Below are 22,413 nucleotides of genomic sequence, written 5' to 3' on the forward strand. Positions count from 1 at the left end.
CGGGGAAAAACCTCTTTCCCTTGATGACCCTCGTCGTGATCCCGATCGTATGGGACTGCGCCCGGAACGGCCAAGCGACGCTCCTGATGACGGCAGTGATGCTGATGGCCGTGGTTGACGTCAGCCGTTCGCGCTGGTGGAGGGCAACGCTCTGGCTTGCCCTGGCAGTAGCGATCAAACCGCTGGCGATCGTGCTGGTGCTCCTGATCGCCGCGATCGACCGCCCCATGACCTGGCGCGCGTTGCTCGGCATGGTCCTGCTCGCGCTCTTTCCGTTCCTGACGCAGCGTCCCGGCTATGTCGTTGAGCAGTACGTCACGTGCCTCCAGAACATGGCGATCTCGGCGCACGTCGGCGTTGCCGCGCACGGCTGGACGTCGCCGTTCACCGCGCTTCGGGCCGTCACGGGCATCGATGTGCCGGAGAAACTGCAGACCCTGATGCGCCTCGCAGGGGCCCTGGGTACGCTCGTGCTCTGCTTCGTGAGCAGGCGGCGGCACGATGCAGCAACCTCGGCCATCTTCCTGTTCTCCCTCGCAGCCCTGTACGTGATGCTGTTCAGCCCGCGCACCGAGAACAACACCTACGCAATGCTCAGTCCGGTTCTTGCCCTGTTCCTCGCGCGCGCTGTAAAGATCGAGGGGAGGAGCGGTGAAGCCATCCTGCTCGGTGTCATGGCGCTTGCCCTTGTTGCCAGCCGTCCGATCGAGCGGCTGCTCGCGCCCCATGCGGAGCTGATCTGGCTCTCGCCGCTCGTGGCCGTGTGCCTGGCCGTGTATGTGATCGTAAAGCTCTTTACCGTTCAGAACAAGATTGTTCATTCGTAGGGGCGGTCCTTGTGGCGGCCCGCAAAAGGGGCAATCAAAGGGCAACTACTAGGGTTGCCCCTACAGGTGATTCATGAAGATCGTCGTCATTCTTCCGACCTATAACGAAAAAGAGAACATCGCGCTCATGATCGGAGCGCTCCAGGAGCAGTTCAGGAAGCTCCCTCACGACATGAGCATCCTGGTCGTTGATGATAACTCTCCTGACGGGACCGCCGATGTTGTCCGGCTGGAAGCGAAGAAGGCATCGAACATCTTCCTCATCACCGGCAGAAAGCAGGGTCTGGGCGCTGCTTATATCCGCGGCATGAAGCACGCGGTCAACGAGCTGAAGGCCGACGCCGTGATGGAGATGGACGCGGACTTCTCTCACAAGCCCGAGGATGTTCCCCGCCTGATCGAAGCGCTCGATGCCGGCGCGGACTTCGTGATCGGGAGCAGGTACGTTCCGGGAGGGAGGATCCCCGGCGACTGGAGCTTTCTGCGCAGGATGAACTCCAAATGGGGGAACGTGTTCGCCCGGTACGTTGCAGGGATGTACAGCGTCCGGGACTGCACGGCGGGGTTCCGGGCGATCCGCGCTTCGACCATCGAAAAGATCGATCCCGATACCCTCAGGGTCAAGGGTTACGCGTTCCAGATATCGCTTTTGCATGAAGCGCTCCTGAACCACGCGAAGGTCAAAGAGGTCCCGGTCGAGTTCGTTGACCGGAAGCGGGGAGAGACGAAGCTCGGCATGAGCGACATCGTCGAGTTCATGCTGAACGCGTGGTGGATCCGGTTCGAGCGGAGCAAGACCTTCCTGAAATTCGCCGCTGTGGGAGCGACCGGCGTGGTCGTGAACCTCGTCTCGTTCACCATGCTGATGAACGCGGGGCTGAACAAATACATCGCCTCGCCCATCGCGATCGAGTTCTCGATCATCACCAATTTCCTGCTCAATAACTTCTGGACCTTCTCGGAACGGGACATGAACGACAAGATCCATATCCGGGGCCTCAAGTTCAATATCATCTCCTTCGTAGCTCTCGGTGTCAGCTACACGACCTTCCTCATCTTAAGCATGCTCAATCCCAACGGCATCCCCCAGGTCCACCAGGCCGCCGGCATCATCCCCGCAACGCTCATCAATTATTTCCTGAATTCCTACTGGACGTTCAAAGAGTAGAATCCGGCAGCACGAGCCCGCTTTTGTCCTTTATCAGCGCCCCGGATTGTTATATACTCGATGCTGCATTGAAAGTATGAATGTTCGGAGCGGGCAGGCGGATGTCTCGGGGAACAATTCCTGCGGTCGCAAGCCAGGGCAGCGGGCGGACGGTGGGAGCCTGAGAAGAAGCTCTGTTCGTGAAATGCGGCAATATCGTCGGCTCGCCCCTGAAAAACCATATATATGTAGATAAAACGTAGATGCCTGCGCGAAATCGAAATGATCTACTTGTATATGTAAGAGTGTTATCTACCGGTAGATGAATCCATATGCCGATAGATGATCCTATATGTATATAATGAGGTCCGTTTAGATAATATCTGGTTAACCTTCACAATATGATCATGAATCGAAAATTAGCTGCGAACATTTTATTGCTTTCTTGTGCTATTTTCTTTAGTGCCGACAATTCCTTCGCGGAGGTGAGCTTATCGCGTAAACTCGGCCTCAAAATAAAGACAATCTACATTGACCCAGCATATGGCGGCAAAGAACGCGGGCCGAAATTGGCGAAGAATACATATGGCAAGAATATAACATTGCTTGTCGCGCAAAAACTTCAAGCCCGACTTACAGAAGCCGGCTTTACTGTCTATCTTTCACGTGAGGGGGATCAACATGTTCCTCTCGAAACGAGAACATTTCGATCCAAAGCGAAGGGGACAGATATATATTTAGCGATAAGAATCAGCAACCACAAGAAAGACTGTATACGGCTTTTTACAACCACCCTGCCAAAAGAAAGAAAACCGGTTCAGAACATTGAGACAAAGAAGTTAAACGAACGCAATAGTGATCTCAATGAAATTCTTAAAAGTATGCAGGTTGATGACAAAATAGAAGAAAGCATCAACCTTGCATTGAAATTAGAAACAAAATTACAAACCAATCAAAATGTTGGTTGTATTAAAATACAACCGCTCTATGATTACATTTTATTAAACACAGATATGCCAACAGTGATTGTCGACTTCGGCATATCGAATCCATCCCATAAGACACCGTATATACTTAACACTGAGACACAGGACCAAGTTGTGGCTGTTATTGCAGCTTCGGTAAAAGAATATTCTGACGAACGTGCCCCATCTCCAACTCAATAAAGATATGCTGTATTGATGAATCATAAATTAACTCGCGTCGTGAGGGTCGCGGAAACGCGCCTCTCACGCGCTCGTTGGACTAACTTATAATAACGCGTAAGAAAGTAAAGCGATACACGGTAATCTTCATTCTCCTGGTCTGCATTGGATGGTGGATTAATCCGTCTATGAGAGTCCGTACCGAAGGTGATATTCGACAGAGTCTTATCAAGAAAACACCATTAGGTTCTAAAGCGGATCAGGTGGTGAACGACCTTCGGACGAAATGGAGCAAAGAAAATATCATGCTGCTTCAGCGGCCTGGATATGATCGTGGGTCACGGGGTTATACTGTTGCAGTCGGAAATAAATCGATAGGTCCGATCGAAATTGGGTGGTACTGGACGTCTATTCCTGGTCTCCCGATGATCACCTATGTGTTCGCTACTTGGGTATTTGATGAGAACGACCGTCTCATTGCTGTTTTGGTGCATAAAGAAATTGATGCACCCTAAGGATCCAACCACCGGGTCGAGTCCGACTCGCAAAAGACGCGCGTCTCACCCGCGGGTTATCTGGTATCTTATTGGCAGCGGAGGTGTTGTTGTGACGAGAAGGATTAATGATATCGGTACATTGGATGGGAGAAGGGAATCGATAGAGATAGACAAGTACCCGGATTTCTGCCCGATATGCAATCAGCACCAGACGCCTAATTACATAACCGCATTCAAGCAGACGTACGATCGCTTCCAGATTATATTTGGATGCCCGAATCATGATTGCTTAAGCTATTTCATCGCCTATTATCTCAAAGGATTTTCTAGCAGTACATACGAATTACGCAATCTGAGGCCTCGAAATTTCGAAGAACTTGAATTTGAAAATGAGGTATTTAATCTATCCGCGACTTTCTGTGAAATCTACGAACAGGCATTCTTTGCTGAAAAGAGAGGATATCAGCAGGTAGCCGGCTGTGGCTATAGAAAAGCCTTGGAATTTCTGGTCAAGGATTATTGTATCAGTAAGAACGAGTCCGACGCTGACGCAATCAAGAAATTGATGCTCAAGCCGGTAATCGAACGATATATAGCCGATGACACTATAAAGGCCTGTGCTGAAAAAGCGACTTGGCTCGGAAATGACGAGACCCATTATGTCAGAAAGTGGGAAGATATGGACATGAAGGACCTAAAAGAATTGATCGAATTGACCAAATACTGGATCGTTCAGAAAATCAAAACCGAAAATTATCTCAAGAAAATGGACAAACCAAAACCAGCCTAAGGCCGCTCCGGATAGCACGGCTACTATGCGTTTGTGTGAAAGAAGCTGATGCTAAGACAAATGATAACGATGCGTTTCCACGCCGACCGCTTCGCGGCGTGTGAACTCATCGTTTTCTCGATGATGATAAAATGGGGAGTGTGCAAGGGGGCCGTTGTTTCTAATTTATTTCTTTTTCTTGATAATAATAGATGATATAAACACGGAAACAAGCAACGTCCCCAAAAAAGTTCTCACGCCCATGTTCGCACAAAAGAGCTCATTGAGAGGAGAGGACGCATCAGGCACATCAGCGTTCCCCGGTGCGGCTGGACTCATGAAGATCGACAATCGGAAAGAGCAGCGGCATGCAATTCCAGATCCGTGCCGGAAGTACCTCACGTTCACGGTGACGCGGGGACAGGAATTGGTACCAGCGGTTATCGCCAACTTCAGCCGGAACGGCATCCTGTTCGAATGCTCCCGGCAGTTTACTGTGTGCGACCGCACCGAATGCTCCCTGAGGGTCAACACGGCCACTCCCCGGGAGATCACGTTCGGGATCGAGGTGAGATATTGCTACGAGAACAGGGGCACCTTCATCACCGGCGCCTCCATCCACGCAATCTCGCAGGACAAGTGGTTCGACGCTTTCGAAAAGCTGTTCGATATGATTGTCACCCGGCAGGGCACATCGTGAAGGAATAGCGAGCGGGTCGACGGCGAGGCATCATAAACAGCGCGTGACCCGAATCGTTAACTAGCACAGACTTATTAGGAGACATCTTGCGCGTCTTTTCTTCCCGCCATGCCCGACTGATCCTCCTGTGCGTCCTGCTCTTCGTCATCAGCTCCGTCCTGGCAAGCGCCGGAGCAGCAGAATCCCGGGATGCGCTCTGGAACATCGTATCAACCTGCACCGACCTCCACGCTCCCCATTACTGCGACAATTGTTCTGCTCCCAGGGTCGACAGCCCCTGCGGCCAGGGGCGCGCGTGCAAGGAGACAACGGAAGTCTGGGAAGAAACGACTGACTACGTCGCGATCCGGGACAGGAAGATGTGCGGCTGCGAAGCAGGATTCGTGCACGGTCTTGCCATTCCGCGCACGCGGGTCATCGGCATCGAAGACCCGAACCGGCCTGACAACATCTGGAGCTTTGCCTGGGCCGCGGCAAAGAAGCGCATCAGCAATGAGGCCGAAATCGCGCTAGCGGTCAACCCGGCGAGCACGCGCGGCCAGGACCAGCTCCACGTGCACATCGTGCGTCTGCAACCTGATGCCCGCGGACGCTTCGATGATTCCAGGTCCGCACGCGTAAGTTCGTTTGGCGACATCTGGAGTGCGGCAGCGAAGAAAGCTGCGCTTTTGGGTCTGAAGGATTACGGCGTGCTCGTGACGAAACAGGCGGAAGGCGATTTTATCGTGCTGGTCGGGGAGAAAAGCCCTGAGAAGGCATTCACCCAGGGGGAGTGCCGATGAGCAAGGGAAGAATGGAAGCGTTCAGCGATGGCGTGATCGCCATCCTGATCACGATCATGGTTCTCGAATTGAGGGTGCCGCGCGAAACCGGCCTGGCTGCGCTGGTCCCGCTGGCCCCGGTGTTCCTGAGCTATGTGCTCAGCTTCGTGTATCTCGGGATCTACTGGAACAACCACCATCACCTGCTCCAGGCGATCAAGCACGTGAATGGCCGCGTCCTGTGGGCAAACCTGCATCTGCTGTTCTGGCTGTCGTTGTTCCCCTTTGTCACCGGCTGGGTCGGCGAGAACCATTTCGCCACGCTGCCGGTGGCGTGCTACGGCGTGGTGCTCCTGTGCGCGGCGATCGCTTATTTCATCCTGACCCGCGCTCTCATTTCTCTCCACGGGAGGGAATCCGTGCTTGCCACGGCGCTTGGCAGGGAATTCAAGGAAAAGGTATCGATCTTCATCTATCTCTCGGCGATCCCACTTGCCTTTGTGAGCCCATGGATCGCCATCGGGTTGTATACACTCGTGGCAGTGATGTGGCTCATTCCCGACCGCCGCATTGAGAAGACGCTGTCAGAATGATGCGGGTCTTCCTGTCGTGCTTGTGTTGACGGAAAAAGCGGAGTATGGCGATGCGTCAATCCGATGTCATTATCGTTTTTCCGTCCAGGACATCCCGCAGTTCATGAAATTCCTTCTTCTTCATTTCCTGCAAGATCAGCAAACTCGCATTGGCAGCCGCCTTCACCGCGATCGGCACGCCGCCGCCGTACTCCGCCCAGTGCCCTCCCAGCAAGAGGTTCTTGACCGGGGTGTGGTAATGGGCGACCCTGCTGGTTATGTTCTTCATGGTCGGCTTCTGTCCCATGGTGGTGCCCCCGCGGTTCCTTGAATATCTCCAGTAGGTGACCGGGGTGGCCACTTCCATGACCTCTATGTGCTTCCGGAGGTCCACACCCATGGCTTTTTCCACGCGGCTGATCAGGACCTGGGCGTACTGTTCTTTGAATTCCCGGTATGCTTTCCCGCGCCCCAGGCCCTCATCCGTTTTCCAGTTGTCTTCATAGTCCATCCAGGCGGCAGTGTGGATGGTCAGCGTGGATTTTCCCTGCGGCGCCAGGGAAGGGTCCCGCACGGAAGGCGCCTGCACGATGAGAGATATCTTGTGAGGGTCCTTTCCCGAATGGTCCGTTCTGTTGGCGCATTCCTCGGTAATGCAGGTCAGTTCCTCATGGAGGCCCAGGCCGGCAATGTCGCAATCCAGGCCGAGGAATATGTTAACCCCGGAGGGGTAGAGGTCGGCCTTCCGGACATCACGCATCAGCCGGTCCGGCACAACGCCCGCGGGAAGCATGTTCTCGTACAGATGCTGAAGGTCGCAGGTCGCGATGACGTATTGCGATGAGATCCGGTGGCCGTTGGAAAGACGGACTCCCGCAGCCCGTCCGTTTTCCAGGAGTATCTTCTCAACAGCCGAGTTCAGGATCACGCGGGATGACGCTGCCTCTATCTGCCTGCACAGCCAGTCCGCAAATACACCCGTCCCGCCGTCTGGCGGCGACTGGATGTCTCCCGTATAGGCCCAGCAGACCGGCATGATCATGCTCATGAACTTTTCTTCGCTGCAAAACAGCTTCTTCATTCCCTCCGTACGGAAATACAGGTTCACGCCCTCTTCCGCAGGCATCCTGAAATACTTCCATACCGGCGCGGTCCATCGGGTCATCTTTAATCCGAACCGCAGCTTTTCCTGAAGGGTCATGGTCTCGATGACCCGCATGCACAGGTTCAGCTTGTCAAAGTGCATGCCGATCCGCCTGCAGTCCTCGAAGAAGCGGACTATGCCCTGCCTGTCTTCGGGGTGGTCCCTGATCAGCTGGTCGCGCAGTTTTTCCGGCTCGCTGGTCAGGACGTAATCAAAGGATTTGCCCTTGTACCGGTGGATGCGCTTCATGTTCCTGCAGACGGGGAAATCCGGCGCGATATGCCGAAACACCCTGTTGACCAGGCCGCGCGCATTGCACTGGTTGAGCCACTGGATGGAGCTGTCGAAGACATACCCCTTCCGCCGGAAGCTCACGAGGTACCCGCCGGGCTGCGGCTGCTCCTCGACCAGCGCCACCTTGAGGCCGGATTTTGCCAGGAGAGCGGAGGCGGTAAGGCCCGCGATGCCGGCGCCGATAACGACGACATCGCATGCGGAAGGCATCGGCTCTGGTGACGTGCTCGTCATGAACGCTCCCTGCCTGATGCGGACGGAGGGTGAACTAGGATAGGTTCTCTGAACTGTCTCAAAGAGGATAGCGGGTTGATGGTATCATACTGCGGGCAAAAAGAGAAGCTTCTTCTAGCTGTGTTTTCCCGTGTTCAAAAGATTTGGGGTCTTCTCCCGTTTGGGTTGGCACTTTCCTCTTTCTCAGTGCGGGGTGTAGGACCGCTCCGGGGATATGCGGGGTTTGGGCAAGGACAGAACGACTGCACCTGCGGGAGACCCATGCGGCCATTCCCGGCATGCGACCGAATCCGAGGGTGAAGCATTTCGGACTGTCTGAGCCCGCAGGTTGGCGAGCCAGCGGCCAGCGTTTATGCGTGTTTACGCGAATGCAGGCTGTTTCCGAAATGTACCGAGGACGACCGAGCATGACGGACGAGAATGGTCGCCGGGTGCCCTTCTTGGGGTCACCTTTCTTGGGCACGCAAGAAAGGTGACTAGAGGCGCGTGCCTGCGCGGACCTGTGAACCGGGGTGCAGAATAAAGAAAAGCATCTTGAACTTCCCTGGGGGATGATCCTGTCTTTAGCCTATGGTCCTTTCCGCCGGTTCACGGCAATCGACTTCTGTCGTTCACTCGTTATGGAGATGATCCAACGATATTTTCTTCGATCGGTACTCACCAGCGTTCATCTGTGCTTAAGAATACTTTTTACGATATCTCCGCGAGCCCGGCGAGCTGCTGATCGAACTCCTTTGCCTTCGCGTCATGCTCGTTCGTAACGGCCTGGAGCTCGGCAAAGCGCGCATCGATCCTTGTCTTGTTGTCGCGGATTGCCTGCGACAGCCGCTTGATGTCCAGGGCCTTGCCCTTGATCGACACCTCAAGGAGCTTCTGGGTGTCCTGCTCGACATCATACTCCAGCTTCGTGATCTCTTCCTCGAGGTCGGCGATCTTCTTCTTGAGAGCGCCGAGGACCCGGGACCTGTCGGACACGATGCCGGTGCGGAGCTTCTTCGCGTCCTTCCTGTTGCCGTTCCTGTCCCCGTCCTGCTTCTTTCCCTTCTTCGTACGCACGCCGCCCTCGTCGCTCCATCCCACGCGCTCGAGGAAGTCAAGGTAGGTCCCTTCGAATACCGAAACGGAGTCGTTGTCGTAGACGATCAGCTTGGTCGCCACGGCCTCGAGGATCAGTTCGCTGTGGGTCACGATGATGACCGCTCCGTCGAAGGCCTCGATGGCCTCGATCAGCGAATCGATGGACTCCATGTCGAGGTGGTTCGTGGGCTCGTCGAGCATGAGCAGGTTCGCCGGGGAGACCAGCAGCTTGCCGAGGAGCACGCGGCTCTTCTCGCCGCCCGAGAGCACGCTCACCTTCTTGAGCGCGTTGTCGCCCTCGAACATCATGAGGCCGCAGATGGCGCGGGACTCGCCCTGGGCGTAATCGGGGTGTGCGTCCATGATCTCCTGGAGCGCCGTCTTGTCCGGCCTGAGCCGGTTGATGTTCGTCTGGCCGAAGTAGGCGATCCGGGTGTTCGGGTGGAGCTTCACCTCGCCGCCCGTGGGCGACATCTCGCGGGCGAGGAGGTTCAGGAGCGTGGTCTTGCCCTTGCCGTTCTTTCCGATCACGGCGATGCGGTCCTTTTTCCCGACGGCGAACGAGAGCCCGTCGATCAGCGGGGGCCCGTCCGGCGAGAACCCGAAGGAGAGGTCCTCCACGGTCATGAGCCACTTCGCCTCGAAGGGCGCGGACCGGAACTTGAAATCGAGCGATCTGATCTCCTCGAGCTTGTCGAGCTGCTCATGCCGGGCGAGCGCCTTGATGCGCGACTGGACCGCGCTGGCCTTGGTCGCCTGGGCGCGGAAGCGGTTGATGAACTGCTCGACCTCCTTGCGCTTCTTCTCGTCGTTCTGGCGCGTCTTCTCGTAGATCTCCTCTTCCATCAGGATCTGGTCGTAGAGCTTCTGCGTGCCGCCCGCCACCTTCCGCATCTTGTAGCGGTGGATGATCATGGTATGGGTCGTGACGCTGTCCATGAACTCGCGGTCGTGGGTGATGATGATCATCTCGTTCCGCCAGGCGCGCAGGAACTGGGTGAGCCAGCGGACCGAAACGATGTCCAGGTAGTTCGTGGGCTCGTCCAGGAGCAGGAGGTTCGGCTCGGACACGAGCACCTTGGCGAGGTTCAGACGCACCTGGTACCCGCCCGAGAGCGACGAGGGGTGCCTGTCGAAGTCGTCGTTCGTGAACCCGAGGCCGTGCAGGATAGCCTCGGCCTTGTACGTCTCGTCGATGTGGTCCTCGTTCACCGGGAGCGCCAGGCAGGCTTCCGCGAGCACCGTGTCCTCGGTGAAATGGATGTGCTGGGAGAGATGGCCCACGGTATAGCCCGAGGGCATGGTGATCGTGCCTGCGTCCTGGTGCTCTTCGCCCAGGATCATGCGGAAAAGCGTTGACTTGCCATGGCCGTTCCTGCCCACGAGCCCGACCCTTTCGCGGGAATTGACGGTGAAACCGACGCCGTCGAACAGGAGCTGCTTGCCGTAGGATTTTTCGATATTTGTGACTTGAAGCATATTTTTCCTTCAACAACCGTAGTATATATAGACTGAAACAAAACGTTATATTACACAAGACCCCGATATATGGCAAATGTTTTTTAAAGGAAATTTTCGATGTCTTGCGTTCGGAGCGCTGGAAAATCAATACATTCCGGAATTCCCCGAATCAGCTGCCGGCTCTTGACAATGTCAGTTCTAAATGCTAAAGTTTGTGCTACTTACTGGGTACTACAGCAGTACAGGGACTTTGCTCAGAGCAAACCGCGGGAAACCGCGGGGCGCAGAGCCGCGAAGCTAAGTACGACAGCACGCCGCCACGGTGCTGTCGTATATGCTAGTCGAGCCGCCAAAGGATACGTATATTCTTTGGCGGCTTTTTTGTTTTGAATCGGGTATGGTCGGAGCTGCGCGAAGTTAATTCAGGCCAGGAGGAGATGGGATATGGATCGTGCAAAGTTTCTATTGATCGCTGTTTTGGCGCTCGGGCTCGGGGCCTGTTCGCCGAAAATATATGGAACGGTTCATCTGCTGGACACGAACCTGCAGCCGATTCCGCCTGCCACGGAGAGCCCGCAGGGCACGGTGGTGAACATGATCAACACCACGACGACCCTGGAGAAGGCATCCCAGGCCGTGAACGTGGACGTTGAAGGCAAGTTCGAGTCCCTGAAGGACTACCTGATTCCCGGTATCTACAAGGTCGAAGCGAGCAGGATCGGGTATATGACCGACACCCAGACCGTCGAGGTGACCAAGTTCGGCGGGCACAAGGTGGAGTTCAAACTCAAGAGGATCCCCGAGGGCAAGCGCAAGAGCATCGAGGGATCGAAGTCCGACGAGGACAAGATCGTGAACCCCGGCGAGGTCAACATCCAGCCTCCGACGATGTGACGCTCGACGACCCAAGGCCCAGCGTAACCGTGAGATTCACCACAGGGAAGGCAGAGAAGGCCGGGCGAAGACTGGAAGGCTGATCTTCTCCAAGGCCTCGGCGACCTCTGTGGCTGCAGCAGTTCCATTTTTAAGGAGGCATTCCATGACGAAGTCAATTCTACGGACGGTTCTGATCCTGTCTGCATCGCTGCTCGTGTTCGGATGCGCAGGGGAGAAGCTCGAGCTCAAGATAAAAGCCACCATGGACAACAAGCCCGCATCCCGGGCCAAGGTCGTCGTGGACAACGAGGATCAGGGCTTGACGGACGCCAACGGCGATTTTTCGAAGGTGATCAAAAAGAAGCCGGGAGCCGAAGTGGACGTAACGGTGTCCGCCGACGTTCCCGGGTACCGGATCACGCCCTGGAAGACGACCTTCCTGATGAAGCTGCCCAAGTCCGGCGCTCCCGACACCTACTCCTTTGACGCGGTCCTTCCCGCATCGCGGTACGTCACGATCCACGTCACGGACAAGGGCGGTCCCGTGGCCGAGGCCGCGGTCCTGGCCGGAGGCAAGGAAGTGGGCAAGACGGACGCCAAGGGCGAGTTCGTGTACGAGTACAAGGAGCTCCCCAAGGGCGGAGCCGACCTCGCGGTTAAGAAGTCCGGCTATGGCGTCTGGCGAAAGACCGGAGATCTCGAGCCGGCCCAGCGCATCGAGGCCGCGATCTCCAAGCGGGTGCTGCTGACCGTGACGGCCCTTGTCGAGGAGTACGGCCAGGCGAGCGGCATCCCGGGCGTGACAATGACCCTCAACAACAAGCAGATCGGCAAGACCGACGCCAAGGGCGTGGCCACGTACAGCTACGACGGCGAGCCGGGCAAAAAGGCCCAGATCACACTTGCAGCCAGCGGCTACATCCCCCCGCAGTGGAAGGCCTCGGTCATGCTCGAGGGCGAGGTCGATATCCAGCGCTACTTCTATCCCTCTACGCCGAAGCCGATCCGCGCCGGCATCTACCGTTTCATCGGCAATACGCCGAACGAGGACATGAAAGAGGTCGCGAGCCAGGCCGAAACCGCGGTGGCCGCCCAGCTCTTCAACAATGCCTGTTTCGTGCAGGTGCCGACCAAGGCCCTCCAGGCGGACATGAAGGCTGCGAAGCTCAACATTGAAAAGATCACCGCGAAGGGATGGCGCGAGACGCCGCTGCGAAGGACCGTGGACATGATCATCCTCGGCAGCGTCGCGAAGGACGACAAGGGCCTTTTGATCGAGACCAAGTTCTATACCTCCGGGGGCAGGCTTATCCTGAGCCAGCTCTCCCGCGCCCGGAGCGCGAGCGACATCAAGAGCGCCGCGAAGGAGATCACGGCGGCGGTGCTCGAGAAATTCCCCTTCGAGGGCACGGTGATCGGCAGCGATGGCGACCGGTACCGGGTGAACATCGGAAAGACGTTCAAGATCAGCCGCGGCACGGAGTTCGCGCTCATGACCCCGCGCCTCGATGAGGCCGGCAGGGTCTCCGGGTACCGCGAGACCGGCAAGCTCAAGGTCAAGAAGTCGGAGGAAAACGGCTCCTGGGCCGAGGTGGAGGACCTGAAAAAGGGCGAGAAGATCACCGTCGGAGACCGCGTGGTGCGGCATATCTACCGCGAGGGCGAGGAAGAGGCCGCCAGGAACTATTTCGTCCTTTCCGCCAAGGGCGGCGTTCCGCCCGATGTCGCGCCGCTCGGAGGCGTGAACATCTACGTGAACGATGAGTGGGCCGGCAGCACAGGCGCAGACGGCAAGGCCGAGGTGCCCGTGCGCATCGGCAAGAACTTCACCCTCGTGCTGTACAAGCACGGCTACCAGCAGGTGAGCGACAAGGTGAGGGTGGAGAAGGCCAGGGAACAGAAGGAGTTCGTCCTGAACGTCAACAACTCGGTGTTCAGGATCGAGTCCGAGCCCTCCTCCGCCGATGTATTCGTGGACGGCGAGAAGATCGGGAGGACCCCGATCCTCGACGGCAAGCTGGTCAACCTCGGGTTCCATACCGTGAAGGTCTCGGTCGGCGGGGACTACCGCGACTGGGAAGAGGTGATGGAGTTCGCCAGGAAGACGGAGGACCGGACCGGAAGCGCGAAGGTCATCCTGTACAAGGACTACCTCAAGATAGGCGAACGGGCGCTGCAGCAGAACGACATCGACGGTGCCATCCGCGCATACAAGAGCGCCGAGAAGGGGCACCCCGACTATTCCGAAGCGCATAACCGCCTCGCGCAGACCTACCTCGACGACAAGGGCGACTATGACTCCGCCATCCGCGAGTTCGAGAACGTGCTGTCGCTCCCGGAGAACCAGCAGCTCGTGTACAAGCAGTACGCGGTGGCATTCACGAACCTCGGGCACGCCTACTATGAGAGGGGCAACGCGCTCGTCCAGAAGGACCGGGACGCCGCGGCGCAGAGCTTCGCGAAGGCGATCGAGAACCTCAAAAAGGCGAAGCAGAACACGCGCTTCTTCCCGAACCTGCATTACGACGAAGCCGTGCACGACACCTATTACTATACGGCGCTCTCGTACCACAAGCTCTATCTCGTGACGAAGAAGAGCACGATCCTGAACGACGCGAACGTGGCGTGGCGGGAGTATTTCGACTTCTTCCCGAAGAGCCTCGAGGGGAACAGTGCTTTCGAAGAGACCCGCGCGGCCGCCCAGAAGTACTGGGACCAGATAAGGAACCTGTAGAACGCTGAGGGTCGCATTGACAGCATCGCATGAGCGTCCACCCGGACAACAAGGGGGCGCCCATCGATCCGCATCAATCGGGTGGAGGAGAACCATCGTGAAGTGCTGGACCGGCCATCGTTCCTTGGGGTTTGCCGCGTTGTTCGTCATTTCCCTGGCGAAGACGGGGCTTGCCGGCGAAGTCCTTTCCCCCCCGGCCAACACCCGCGAAAGCGGGTCGGCAGCGCAAACGAGGACGCTCGGTGAGGCCGTCACCGGCGTCACGTCGACGGCTCCTGTTGACCTGTCGACGGCCCCCACGGCGACGGTGACCGAGAAGAAACCGGAGACGATCGAACCGGCCTTTGTCCGGCCCCTCACCAGGATCGAGCCGGGACGGAACGATGCGAATCCCCAATGGACGCCCGGGGGGACGTTCATCGCCTTTGAACGCAGCATGGGCGAGAAAAAAGAGATCAACATCATGTATGCCGACGGGACGCCCGTGGACACCGTGTACTTCCAGCTGTCGGCGGACAAGGACTCCAAGTTCTTCTTTCCCGGGCTGTTCGAGGACGTGAGCTATAATGCCGGCATCACCTGGTCCCCCGGCAGGGACCGCTTCGTGTTCATGAGCAACGGAGGGGAGGGCAACTATGACCTCTACCTCCAGGAGCTGGGCCGGACCGCGGTCCGGCTGACGGACCACAAGGAGAAGGACGGCCAGGCCCACTGGTCGCCCGTGGCCGATCAGATCGTGTTCGTGTCGGGCCGCACCGGCAACGGCGATGTCTATATCATGGACCTGTCCACCACGTCGCTCACGCGCGTTACCCGGGGAGGCAAGGCATACCTCTATCCGCAGTGGTCGCCGGATGGAAAGAGGATCGCGGTCATGCACGGCAGCAACGAGAACCACGATATCCTGGTGATCGCCGAACCCGGACGGCCGTCGCAATCGCAGAATGCGCTCACGACGTGGCCCGCCGACGACCTGCGGCCGGTCTGGTCCCCCGACGGGAAGAAGATCGCCTTTTACTCCAACTACAACGCGGCCAACGACCCGAAGCTCTGGTCCCTGGTCGTGATCGCCGCGGACGGGTCCGACCCCAAGGAAGGCGACGGCCTCGCTGCCAAGGTTGTTGCTACGGATGTGATCCCGGACATCGAGACCGGTCCGGCATGGATGCCGGACAGCGCGCGGCTGGTTTACGTGAAGAATGACCGCGTGGAATACAACCCGATCTACATCGTTGATGTCGCTCAGCGGACGAACATCGGCATCAGGACCGATACCAGGATGAACCATGATGTTGCCTGCTCCAGCGACGGCACCATCGCCTTCCGGGCTCAGGTCAACCAGTGGGACCAGATCTATATCATGAAGCTGAAACAGTAAGGGGAAAAATCGGAACCCGCCGCTACCGCGAAGAACAGGTCGGGCGCGAAGGCTCGGAGCGAGGCGAACGTCGTATGACAATGTCAAAGGGATCTCGGCAGTCTTCGCGGCCTTCGTGGTGCAGGCATTGCTGCGGGTTGCCGGGAGTGAGTTCTCCAGGAGTAACTATGAGGTCTGTCATTGTTCTTTTCATTCTTTTCTCTGTCTTCGCGCCGGCCGTCCATGCGGCCGACGACGCCGTCGCGAAGGCGATGAGGCTCTATGAAAAACGGCACTACGTCGAAGCGACAACGCTGCTCCGGTCGGACCTTCCTTCGATCGATCCAGGCAGGCAGTCGGCCGCGCACCTGACGCTCGGCATGATATACCTGAAGAACGCCGAGCTGCACCGCGCCCTCTATCAGGAATCGCTGACCGTTCACCAGGACTACCTCCAGAAGCTCGCGGCGGCGCAGGGAAAGAGCCGGAGCCGCTTCGTCGATCTGTACCTGGGCGAGACGCTCCTGGAAGCGGGCAAGCCCGATCAGGCGCTGAAGCATCTCGAGCGGTTCGCTGCCGACGAAAGCGTGGACAGCCGCTCAAGGGCCGTGGCCAAGGCTGCGATCGGGCTCTGCTACGCGCTCCAGAAGAACATCGAGAAAGCGGATGAGGTCTGGAACGGGCTGGACCGGAACGATCCGGAGATCAAGGCCGCCCTGGCCAATGCCTACAGCAAGGCAGGGTTCAGGGACAGGAAGCCTGCTGCGCTGGCCGATGAAAGCCTGGCGGACCTGAAGAAAACAGGAGCAGCCCCCTCCCTGCGCCAGGTGAAGAACCTCATTTCAGCGTACGTGTCGGCCGGCCTCATTGAAAAGGGGCTCGATAACGCCCGCAGGGCCGACCTCAAGACATTCTCGCACCGGGAGTCGATGAGCCAGACCAAGGTCATCACGTTCTACGACGTCTCGCTCCTGGGCGGCCTGTCGCAGCTCTACTCGCAGGCTGCGATCGCCGCTCTTGAAAAAGCAGCAGAGGACGTCAAGCTCCGGGAGACGGCCAACTTCTATCTCGGCGAGGCATACGCTCTTGCGGGCAGCCTCGACCAGTCCATCAAGGCAACGGCTTCCGTTATCGCTTCCTCGGGCGTGCCGCAGCAATACCGCGATAAGGCCACGGCGCGGCAGGCGGCGAACCAGTACCAGAAAGGGAAACACTTCGAGGCGATCGGGACCTGGGACGAGCTCTCCAAAAAAACGCCCGAGGACCCCGATCTGCTCGCGGAGATCCTGTTCTCCTGCGGCCGGCTGCGCATCGAATGTCCCAGGGTCGCCCAGAAGGCATCGGCCTCGGCTGATGCCGGGGAGGGGAAGCGGTACGCCAATCTCAATATCGCTCTGGGCAGGTATTACGAGGGCAAGAAGGACTATGCCAAGGCCCTTTCCTGCCTCGAAGCGGGAAGGGACAAGGCGAATAAGAACAAGATCGAGTCGAACGATCCGGTGATGCTCGTGGCCCTTGCCGACGTCTATTACCGGACCAAGAAATTTGCGGAAGCCCTCGAGATCTATTTCGAGATGAGCAAGCAGTTCCCCGAGGTCCGCCAGGTTCAGGAGGCGCTCCAGGGCATCTATGCGACGGAGCATAAGAGCGCCGGTGACGTGAAGATCAATTAAAGACCAACGTTGCGGTCCTCGATCATGTATTGTCAAAAGTTCTCTGAAGACGGAGAGGCACGTACGAAACCGCAGGGGGCGCAGAGGAAACGCTCGGGGAAACCTAAACGCCGAGAAGCTGATTTTTTTGTCAAGATTCTCTGTGCACTCGCGCCCAAGAACAGGGAAGAAAGAAGAATCAAGAGGGCTACAAAGAGGTCACCGAGGGGGGAGGAACCCTCGAAAACGCATTTATGCTCTTAATGCAATTTGTTCTCTGTGGTATCTGTGGTCAAAGTTTGACATTACCCGCGATCATTTGAGGAGGATCCTATGAAAAAGCTTGCACTTGTTCTGCTGTCGCTGGTTTTCATGGCCTGCGCAGTGTCGTTTCCCGCGCTTGCCGAGCCCAAGAAGGACGGCAGGCCGAACGGCGGGTCGCTCAGCTACGGTGAATACGGGAGGCCGGCCACGCTCGACCCGATCACGAGCAACGAGATGATCTCGCTGCGGCTGACCGAGCTCATCTTCAACGGCCTCGTGGGGATCAACGAGAAACAGGAGATCGTGCCCGAACTGGCCGAAAAGTGGGACCGCTCCCCCGACGGCCGGACCTATACCTTCCACCTTCGCCGGGACGTGACCTGGCATCCCCGCGAAGGCGAACAGCCCAAGCCTTTCACCGCCGACGACGTGATCTTCACGTACAAGATCATGATGCATCCGCGGACCATCACCCCCCTCAAGGTGCGCTACGAGTTCATCGATTCGGTCGAAAAGATCGACGACTATACCGTCAAGTTCACCCTGAAGCGGCCCATCCTGAACGCCCTTGCCAAGTTCAGCTTCAAGATCATCCCGAAGCACGGACCGAGCAACCCGAACTATCTCACCCGGGACGACGCCTTCGTGCAGAACCCCATCGGAACCGGGCCCTACATGCTGAAGAACATCACCGCCGAACGGGAGATCGTCCTTGTTGCGAACGACAACTATTTCAAGGGCAGGCCGCACATCGACAGGTTCGTGGCCAAGCCCTTTGCCGACCAGAACATCATGACCCAGGCGCTCATGTTCAACGCCATCGACATGATCGTGCTCGTGAACCCCCGCGACATTCCCGAGATCCAGGGCGACAAGCGCTTCATCCTCCAGCCGTACAACGCGCTGTCCTATTCGTTCTTCGGGTACAATGTCCGGAATCCGCTCCTTGCCGACAAGCGCGTCAGGCAGGCCTTCACCTATGCCGTGAACCGGCAGGAGATGCTCGACTCCTTCTTCAACGGCCAGGGGACCATTATTTCAGGCCCCTTTGCGCCCGGCAGCTGGGCCTACAACCTGGACGTGCAGCCCATTCCCTTTGATCCGCAGAGGGCGATCGCGCTCCTGCAGGAGGCCGGCTTTGCCCGCGGGTCGGACGGCTTCATGCAGAAGGACGGCAAGAAGCTCGAGCTTTCGCTCAAGGTGCCCATCGAGAAGGAGAGCGAAGCCGTGAAGCGCGTGGTGCTGGCGTTCAAGAACTACCTCAAGAACATCGGCGTCGACATCAAGGTCGAATTCAAGGAATGGCAGGCCTGGAAGGAAGACGTGTTCCTCGAGCATGACTTCGACGTCATCTTCGCGTCCTGGGTGTTCGACGATTCGGCCGACATCTCCTCCCTGTTCCATTCCGGCGAGATCGGGGCCTGGAAGAACAACTTCGGCGGATACTCCAATCCGGAAGTGGACGGCCTGATCAACGAGAGCAAGCTGACCCTCGACCACGAGAAGCGGAGGACCATCAATCGCAAGCTCCACGCCATCCTCGCCGAGGAGAACCCCTACACCTTCCTCTGGACGCTCACGAACTACGCGGGCTATCACAAGAAGGTGCGGCGCGTGGCCATCCATCCGTACAAGTTCTTCTCCTATGCCGATGAGTGGTTCATGGAAGAAAAAGATCAAAAATAAGTCCTAAACCAGCACAAGGCTCTTGCCACAAAGATCACAGAGTTTATGACATTGAGGTTTTACTCTGGGTCCTCGGTGACCTCTGTGGCCGAATGCATTAAATTATTTTGAAGCTTTCCGCCATCCGCCCCATAGCCCTGGTGCTGTCCAGGGAGTTGATGATCACGGCACTCTTGCTGCTCGGGGTGAGCTTCGTGGTCTTCATCATACTCTACCTCTCGCCGGGAGACCCCTTCAGCGTCCTGCTCGAGGGCCAGGTCTCTTCGGCCGATGCGCGGGCCGGGCTGCGCGAGGCGCTCGGGGTTCCCAAGTCCTGGTACGTGCAGTATCTGTCCTGGCTCACCGGCATGCTGCAGGGGAACTTCGGCACCTCGATCCGGACCGGGCTTCCGGTCCTGAAAGAGGTACTGCGCATGGGGCTGAACACGCTCATACTCACGATCGGCTCGCTGTTCATCACGCTCCTGATCGCGGTCCCGATCGCGCTCTACTCGGCGGTGCGCGGAACGGACAGGATATCCTGGCCGCTCACCATGTTCTCCTACATCATATCGGCCCTTCCCGTGTTCTGGCTCGGCTATATCGTCATCTATTTCTTCACTCACAAACTCGGCATTTTCCCCATGGCCTTCGGGTACTCTACGAGCGCGCAGAAGTTCGGCTGGCTCTATGCGCTCCTGCCGATCTTCGTGCTCGGCATCGGCAACGGCACGATCAGCGAGGTGATCCGCTACCTCCGGAACGAGATGGGCAGGGTCATGGCCGATGACTATATCCGGACGGCCCGCGCCAAGGGGGCCTCGGTCTGGAAGCACTCCTTCAAGGAAGGGTTCCTCATCCCGGTGACGGAGATCATCGCCTCCAAGATCCCCTTCATCCTCGGCGGCGCCGTCATCGTCGAGCAGGTGTTCAACTGGCCGGGCATGGGCAAGATGGCGTGGCAGGCTGCCCAGGACCGGGACTACCCGGTGATCATGGGCGTGGCGATCCTTGCTGCGGTCCTCGTGCGGATGGGAAGCCTGTTCCAGAGCGTTGTGTATGTGGCGGTGAACCCGAGAGCCTCAAAGGAATAGATCGGACTCCGGAGTTAAAAGAAACAAACTCAAGACTGGGAACCGCGAAGTCGCCTTTGCGGTGAAAGCATTTTGCTTTTAACCGTGTTCATCCGTGGTTAGAGTAGCTTTATGAAATCCTATTCTCAAATAGCCGGCGAGATCAGCGAACTCTCAGACCTGCCGTCTTGGAAGAAGGCGGACCCCATCGACCTTGCCTATGTGGGTTACGGGCTCCTGATCGTGACGATCGTCGTGCTATCCTATCTCCTCGGCTCGATCCACCTTCTGCCGCATAATCCCGATGACATCGACCTCGAACTGATGATGGCAGGGCCGGGGACTCCCGGCCACGTCCTGGGCACGGATTTCATGGGCAGGGACATGCTCTCACGGCTCATCGTCGGCATCCAGGCCTACTTCCTGCCGGGACTCCTTGCCGTGTTCATCGCGCTCTTCTTCGGCACCGTGCTCGGTGTTCTTGCCGGATACCGGGGCGGCAGGTCCGACACGGCCATCACCTATTTCGCGAACCTCGTCGATTCCTTCCCGCGCCTCGTGCTGATCCTGCTCGTGATCGCGGCCTTCAAGCCCGACATCTATTACATCATGCTCGTGGTGGGGCTCACGAACGTACCGGTCGTCGTGTCGCATATCAAGGGCAAGATCCAGTTCCTGAAGCAGAAGAACTTCATCGAAGCCGATACGGCCCTGGGCCTCCCAACGCGAACGATCGTCTTGAAGCATATCCTCTGGCACAACTGCCGTTCGCTCCTGATCATCCAGGCGACGCTCGGCATGGCGGAAGCCATCCTGATGGAAACGAGTCTCAGCTATCTCGGGTTCGGCGTGCAGGAACCGACCCCGTCTTGGGGCAACATGGTGCAGGCGGGGGCCAACTACTTCATGCAGGGCAAGTTCTGGCCCTCCACCGCGCCTTCGCTCGCCATCCTGTTCACCATTCTCGGCTTCCATTTGCTCGGCGACGGGCTGAACAATATCCTTGAAGGCAGGAGAGGCAAATGACCGGGCAGGTGACGACAGCGCCGCTCCTTCAGATAGGAGACCTCAGGACCTACTTCTACTCGCGAAGCAAGCAGGCCTTCATCCGGTCCGTCGACGGTGTGAGCCTCGAGATCGCCAGGGGCGAGACGCTCGGCATCGTGGGCGAGAGCGGCAGCGGCAAGAGCGTCACGGCCCTTTCGGTCATGGGCCTCATCAGCGGCGGTCCGGGCGTGATCAGCGGCAAGATCGGGTTCAAGACCGACCGCGTTCAGAAGAACCTGCTCCAGGACCTCAGCGACTACGTAACGCTCACGAAGAAGGACGGCAAGATCATGTACGTGAGAAAGGACGTGGCGGCGTGGGACCGGAGCTCTGAGCGCGTGATGAGCAATATCCGCGGTAAAGAGATCGCAATGATCTTCCAGAACCCGAAATCATCGCTCAATCCCTTCACGCCCGTGGGAAAACAGATCACCGAGGCGATCCGGCTCCATACCGCCATCAAGAACGAAAAGGAAACCAGGGACCGCGCGTTGTACTGGCTCGACCGGGTAAAGATCGATTCTCCGCGGCTCAGGTTCGACAACCATCCCTACGGCCTCTCGGGCGGCATGTGCCAGCGCGCCATGATCGCCATGGCGCTCGCCTGCGAGCCGTCGCTCCTGATCGCTGATGAACCCACGACAGGACTGGACGCCACAATCCAGTCGAAGATCGTGGACCTCCTTGCCGAGCTCAGGTCCGAGCTGGGCATCACGACCATGCTCATCAGCCATGACATCGGCATCATCTCGCGGCTGTCTGACAGCATCGTGGTGATGTACGGGGGCACCGTGTTCGAGTACGGTCCGGCAAAGGAGATCCTGTCCGAAGGGTTCACCTCGAAGCATCCCTACACGAGCGCGCTGCTCGCATCCATTCCCAGCGACCGGAACATCAAAGAGAAGGCGTATTTGCAGGCGATCGAGGGAGACGTGCTGGATACGATCAATATTCCGGCGGGGTGCAGGTTCTACGGTCGGTGCGGCCGCACGACGGACAAGATCCGTGAAAAGTGCCAAAGGCAGGAACCTGATTTGCGGGATGTCGGGCCCGGGCACAAAGTACGGTGCTGGTTGTATTTTGATTAAGAAAAAGAATTTATTCACCACAGATGAAC

Annotated in this window: 18 protein-coding genes and 1 riboswitch; of the genes, 16 read left to right on the top strand and 2 right to left on the bottom strand. The window is 57.7% G+C overall.

The window, feature by feature from the left end:
• From VL197_16895 to VL197_16930, 8 genes are all read left to right on the top strand, one after another.
• On the top strand, positions 1 to 827 hold an 827-nt coding region (locus tag VL197_16895), incomplete at its 5' end, for a glycosyltransferase 87 family protein (GenBank protein HUJ19667.1).
• Between the two features lie 73 nt (positions 828 to 900).
• The gene (locus VL197_16900) at positions 901 to 1,995 is read left to right on the top strand and encodes a glycosyltransferase family 2 protein (GenBank protein ID HUJ19668.1); all 1,095 of its coding nucleotides are present in this window, start codon (positions 901 to 903) and stop codon (positions 1,993 to 1,995) included.
• Between the two features lie 386 nt (positions 1,996 to 2,381).
• On the top strand, positions 2,382 to 3,140 hold the full coding sequence (locus VL197_16905) for an N-acetylmuramoyl-L-alanine amidase (GenBank protein ID HUJ19669.1): 759 nt from the start codon (positions 2,382 to 2,384) through the stop codon (positions 3,138 to 3,140).
• A gap of 167 nt (positions 3,141 to 3,307) precedes the next feature.
• Complete coding sequence (locus tag VL197_16910; protein HUJ19670.1) at positions 3,308 to 3,634, top strand: hypothetical protein; 327 nt, start codon at positions 3,308 to 3,310, stop codon at positions 3,632 to 3,634.
• Between the two features lie 91 nt (positions 3,635 to 3,725).
• Complete coding sequence (locus VL197_16915) at positions 3,726 to 4,406, top strand: DUF4145 domain-containing protein (GenBank protein HUJ19671.1); 681 nt, start codon at positions 3,726 to 3,728, stop codon at positions 4,404 to 4,406.
• Between the two features lie 316 nt (positions 4,407 to 4,722).
• Complete coding sequence (locus VL197_16920) at positions 4,723 to 5,085, top strand: PilZ domain-containing protein (GenBank protein ID HUJ19672.1); 363 nt, start codon at positions 4,723 to 4,725, stop codon at positions 5,083 to 5,085.
• Between the two features lie 86 nt (positions 5,086 to 5,171).
• On the top strand, positions 5,172 to 5,867 hold the full coding sequence (locus tag VL197_16925; GenBank protein ID HUJ19673.1) for a CDP-diacylglycerol diphosphatase: 696 nt from the start codon (positions 5,172 to 5,174) through the stop codon (positions 5,865 to 5,867).
• Positions 5,864 to 6,439 carry a TMEM175 family protein gene (locus VL197_16930; protein HUJ19674.1) on the top strand — a complete coding sequence of 192 codons (576 nt, stop codon included), beginning with the start codon at positions 5,864 to 5,866 and terminating at the stop codon, positions 6,437 to 6,439. The genes VL197_16925 and VL197_16930 overlap by 4 nt, the downstream gene beginning before the upstream one ends.
• 55 nt (positions 6,440 to 6,494) lie before the next feature.
• On the opposite strand, the gene VL197_16935 is transcribed toward VL197_16930, so the two are convergent.
• Both VL197_16935 and VL197_16940 read right to left on the bottom strand, forming a co-directional pair.
• Positions 6,495 to 8,090 carry an NAD(P)/FAD-dependent oxidoreductase gene (locus tag VL197_16935; protein ID HUJ19675.1) on the bottom strand — a complete coding sequence of 532 codons (1,596 nt, stop codon included), beginning with the start codon at positions 8,088 to 8,090 and terminating at the stop codon, positions 6,495 to 6,497.
• Positions 8,091 to 8,780: 690 nt separating this feature from the next.
• Positions 8,781 to 10,646 (bottom strand): ABC-F family ATP-binding cassette domain-containing protein, encoded by a 1,866-nt coding sequence (locus tag VL197_16940; GenBank protein HUJ19676.1) that lies wholly within the window; start codon positions 10,644 to 10,646, stop codon positions 8,781 to 8,783.
• A 230-nt stretch (positions 10,647 to 10,876) separates the two neighbouring features.
• A riboswitch (cyclic di-GMP riboswitch) is annotated at positions 10,877 to 10,982 on the top strand.
• 90 nt (positions 10,983 to 11,072) lie between these two features.
• On the opposite strand from VL197_16940, the gene VL197_16945 reads away from it, so the two are divergent.
• The 8 genes from VL197_16945 (at position 11,073) to VL197_16980 (ending at position 22,384) form a co-directional block, all read left to right on the top strand.
• On the top strand, positions 11,073 to 11,522 hold the full coding sequence (locus tag VL197_16945; GenBank protein ID HUJ19677.1) for a hypothetical protein: 450 nt from the start codon (positions 11,073 to 11,075) through the stop codon (positions 11,520 to 11,522).
• 145 nt (positions 11,523 to 11,667) lie between these two features.
• Positions 11,668 to 14,238, top strand: coding sequence for a PEGA domain-containing protein (locus VL197_16950; protein ID HUJ19678.1), 2,571 nt, complete (start codon positions 11,668 to 11,670; stop codon positions 14,236 to 14,238).
• A gap of 97 nt (positions 14,239 to 14,335) precedes the next feature.
• Positions 14,336 to 15,616, top strand: coding sequence for a hypothetical protein (locus VL197_16955; protein ID HUJ19679.1), 1,281 nt, complete (start codon positions 14,336 to 14,338; stop codon positions 15,614 to 15,616).
• A gap of 167 nt (positions 15,617 to 15,783) precedes the next feature.
• Positions 15,784 to 17,268: a tetratricopeptide repeat protein gene (locus VL197_16960; protein ID HUJ19680.1), complete on the top strand. Its 1,485-nt coding sequence runs from the start codon at positions 15,784 to 15,786 to the stop codon at positions 17,266 to 17,268.
• Positions 17,269 to 17,580: 312 nt separating this feature from the next.
• Entirely contained in the window at positions 17,581 to 19,197 is a 1,617-nt protein-coding gene (locus VL197_16965) for an ABC transporter substrate-binding protein (GenBank protein HUJ19681.1), read from the top strand.
• A gap of 158 nt (positions 19,198 to 19,355) precedes the next feature.
• Positions 19,356 to 20,270, top strand: coding sequence for an ABC transporter permease (locus VL197_16970; protein ID HUJ19682.1), 915 nt, complete (start codon positions 19,356 to 19,358; stop codon positions 20,268 to 20,270).
• Positions 20,271 to 20,381: 111 nt separating this feature from the next.
• Positions 20,382 to 21,275, top strand: coding sequence for an ABC transporter permease (locus tag VL197_16975; protein ID HUJ19683.1), 894 nt, complete (start codon positions 20,382 to 20,384; stop codon positions 21,273 to 21,275).
• Positions 21,272 to 22,384 (top strand): ABC transporter ATP-binding protein, encoded by a 1,113-nt coding sequence (locus tag VL197_16980; GenBank protein HUJ19684.1) that lies wholly within the window; start codon positions 21,272 to 21,274, stop codon positions 22,382 to 22,384. Before VL197_16975 ends, VL197_16980 begins: the two co-directional genes overlap by 4 nt.
• The last annotated feature ends 29 nt before the right edge of the window (positions 22,385 to 22,413 follow it).

Source organism: Nitrospirota bacterium (genome assembly GCA_035516965.1).
Taxonomy (GTDB): domain Bacteria; phylum Nitrospirota; class UBA9217; order UBA9217; family UBA9217; genus MHEA01.

Bases quoted from the DNA above. Each gene is read 5' to 3' on its own strand.
- VL197_16900 (HUJ19668.1), top strand. From the start codon at position 901: ATGAAGATCGTCGTCATTCTTCCGACCTATAACGAAAAAGAGAACATC.
- VL197_16930 (HUJ19674.1), top strand. From the start codon at position 5,864: ATGAGCAAGGGAAGAATGGAAGCGTTCAGCGATGGCGTGATCGCCATC.
- VL197_16920 (HUJ19672.1), top strand. From the start codon at position 4,723: ATGAAGATCGACAATCGGAAAGAGCAGCGGCATGCAATTCCAGATCCG.
- VL197_16965 (HUJ19681.1), top strand. From the start codon at position 17,581: ATGAAAAAGCTTGCACTTGTTCTGCTGTCGCTGGTTTTCATGGCCTGC.
- VL197_16905 (HUJ19669.1), top strand. From the start codon at position 2,382: ATGAATCGAAAATTAGCTGCGAACATTTTATTGCTTTCTTGTGCTATT.
- VL197_16970 (HUJ19682.1), top strand. From the start codon at position 19,356: ATGATCACGGCACTCTTGCTGCTCGGGGTGAGCTTCGTGGTCTTCATC.
- VL197_16940 (HUJ19676.1), bottom strand. From the start codon at position 10,646: ATGCTTCAAGTCACAAATATCGAAAAATCCTACGGCAAGCAGCTCCTG.
- VL197_16910 (HUJ19670.1), top strand. From the start codon at position 3,308: ATGAGAGTCCGTACCGAAGGTGATATTCGACAGAGTCTTATCAAGAAA.
- VL197_16935 (HUJ19675.1), bottom strand. From the start codon at position 8,090: ATGACGAGCACGTCACCAGAGCCGATGCCTTCCGCATGCGATGTCGTC.
- VL197_16950 (HUJ19678.1), top strand. From the start codon at position 11,668: ATGACGAAGTCAATTCTACGGACGGTTCTGATCCTGTCTGCATCGCTG.
- VL197_16975 (HUJ19683.1), top strand. From the start codon at position 20,382: ATGAAATCCTATTCTCAAATAGCCGGCGAGATCAGCGAACTCTCAGAC.
- VL197_16980 (HUJ19684.1), top strand. From the start codon at position 21,272: ATGACCGGGCAGGTGACGACAGCGCCGCTCCTTCAGATAGGAGACCTC.
- VL197_16960 (HUJ19680.1), top strand. From the start codon at position 15,784: ATGAGGTCTGTCATTGTTCTTTTCATTCTTTTCTCTGTCTTCGCGCCG.
- VL197_16945 (HUJ19677.1), top strand. From the start codon at position 11,073: ATGGATCGTGCAAAGTTTCTATTGATCGCTGTTTTGGCGCTCGGGCTC.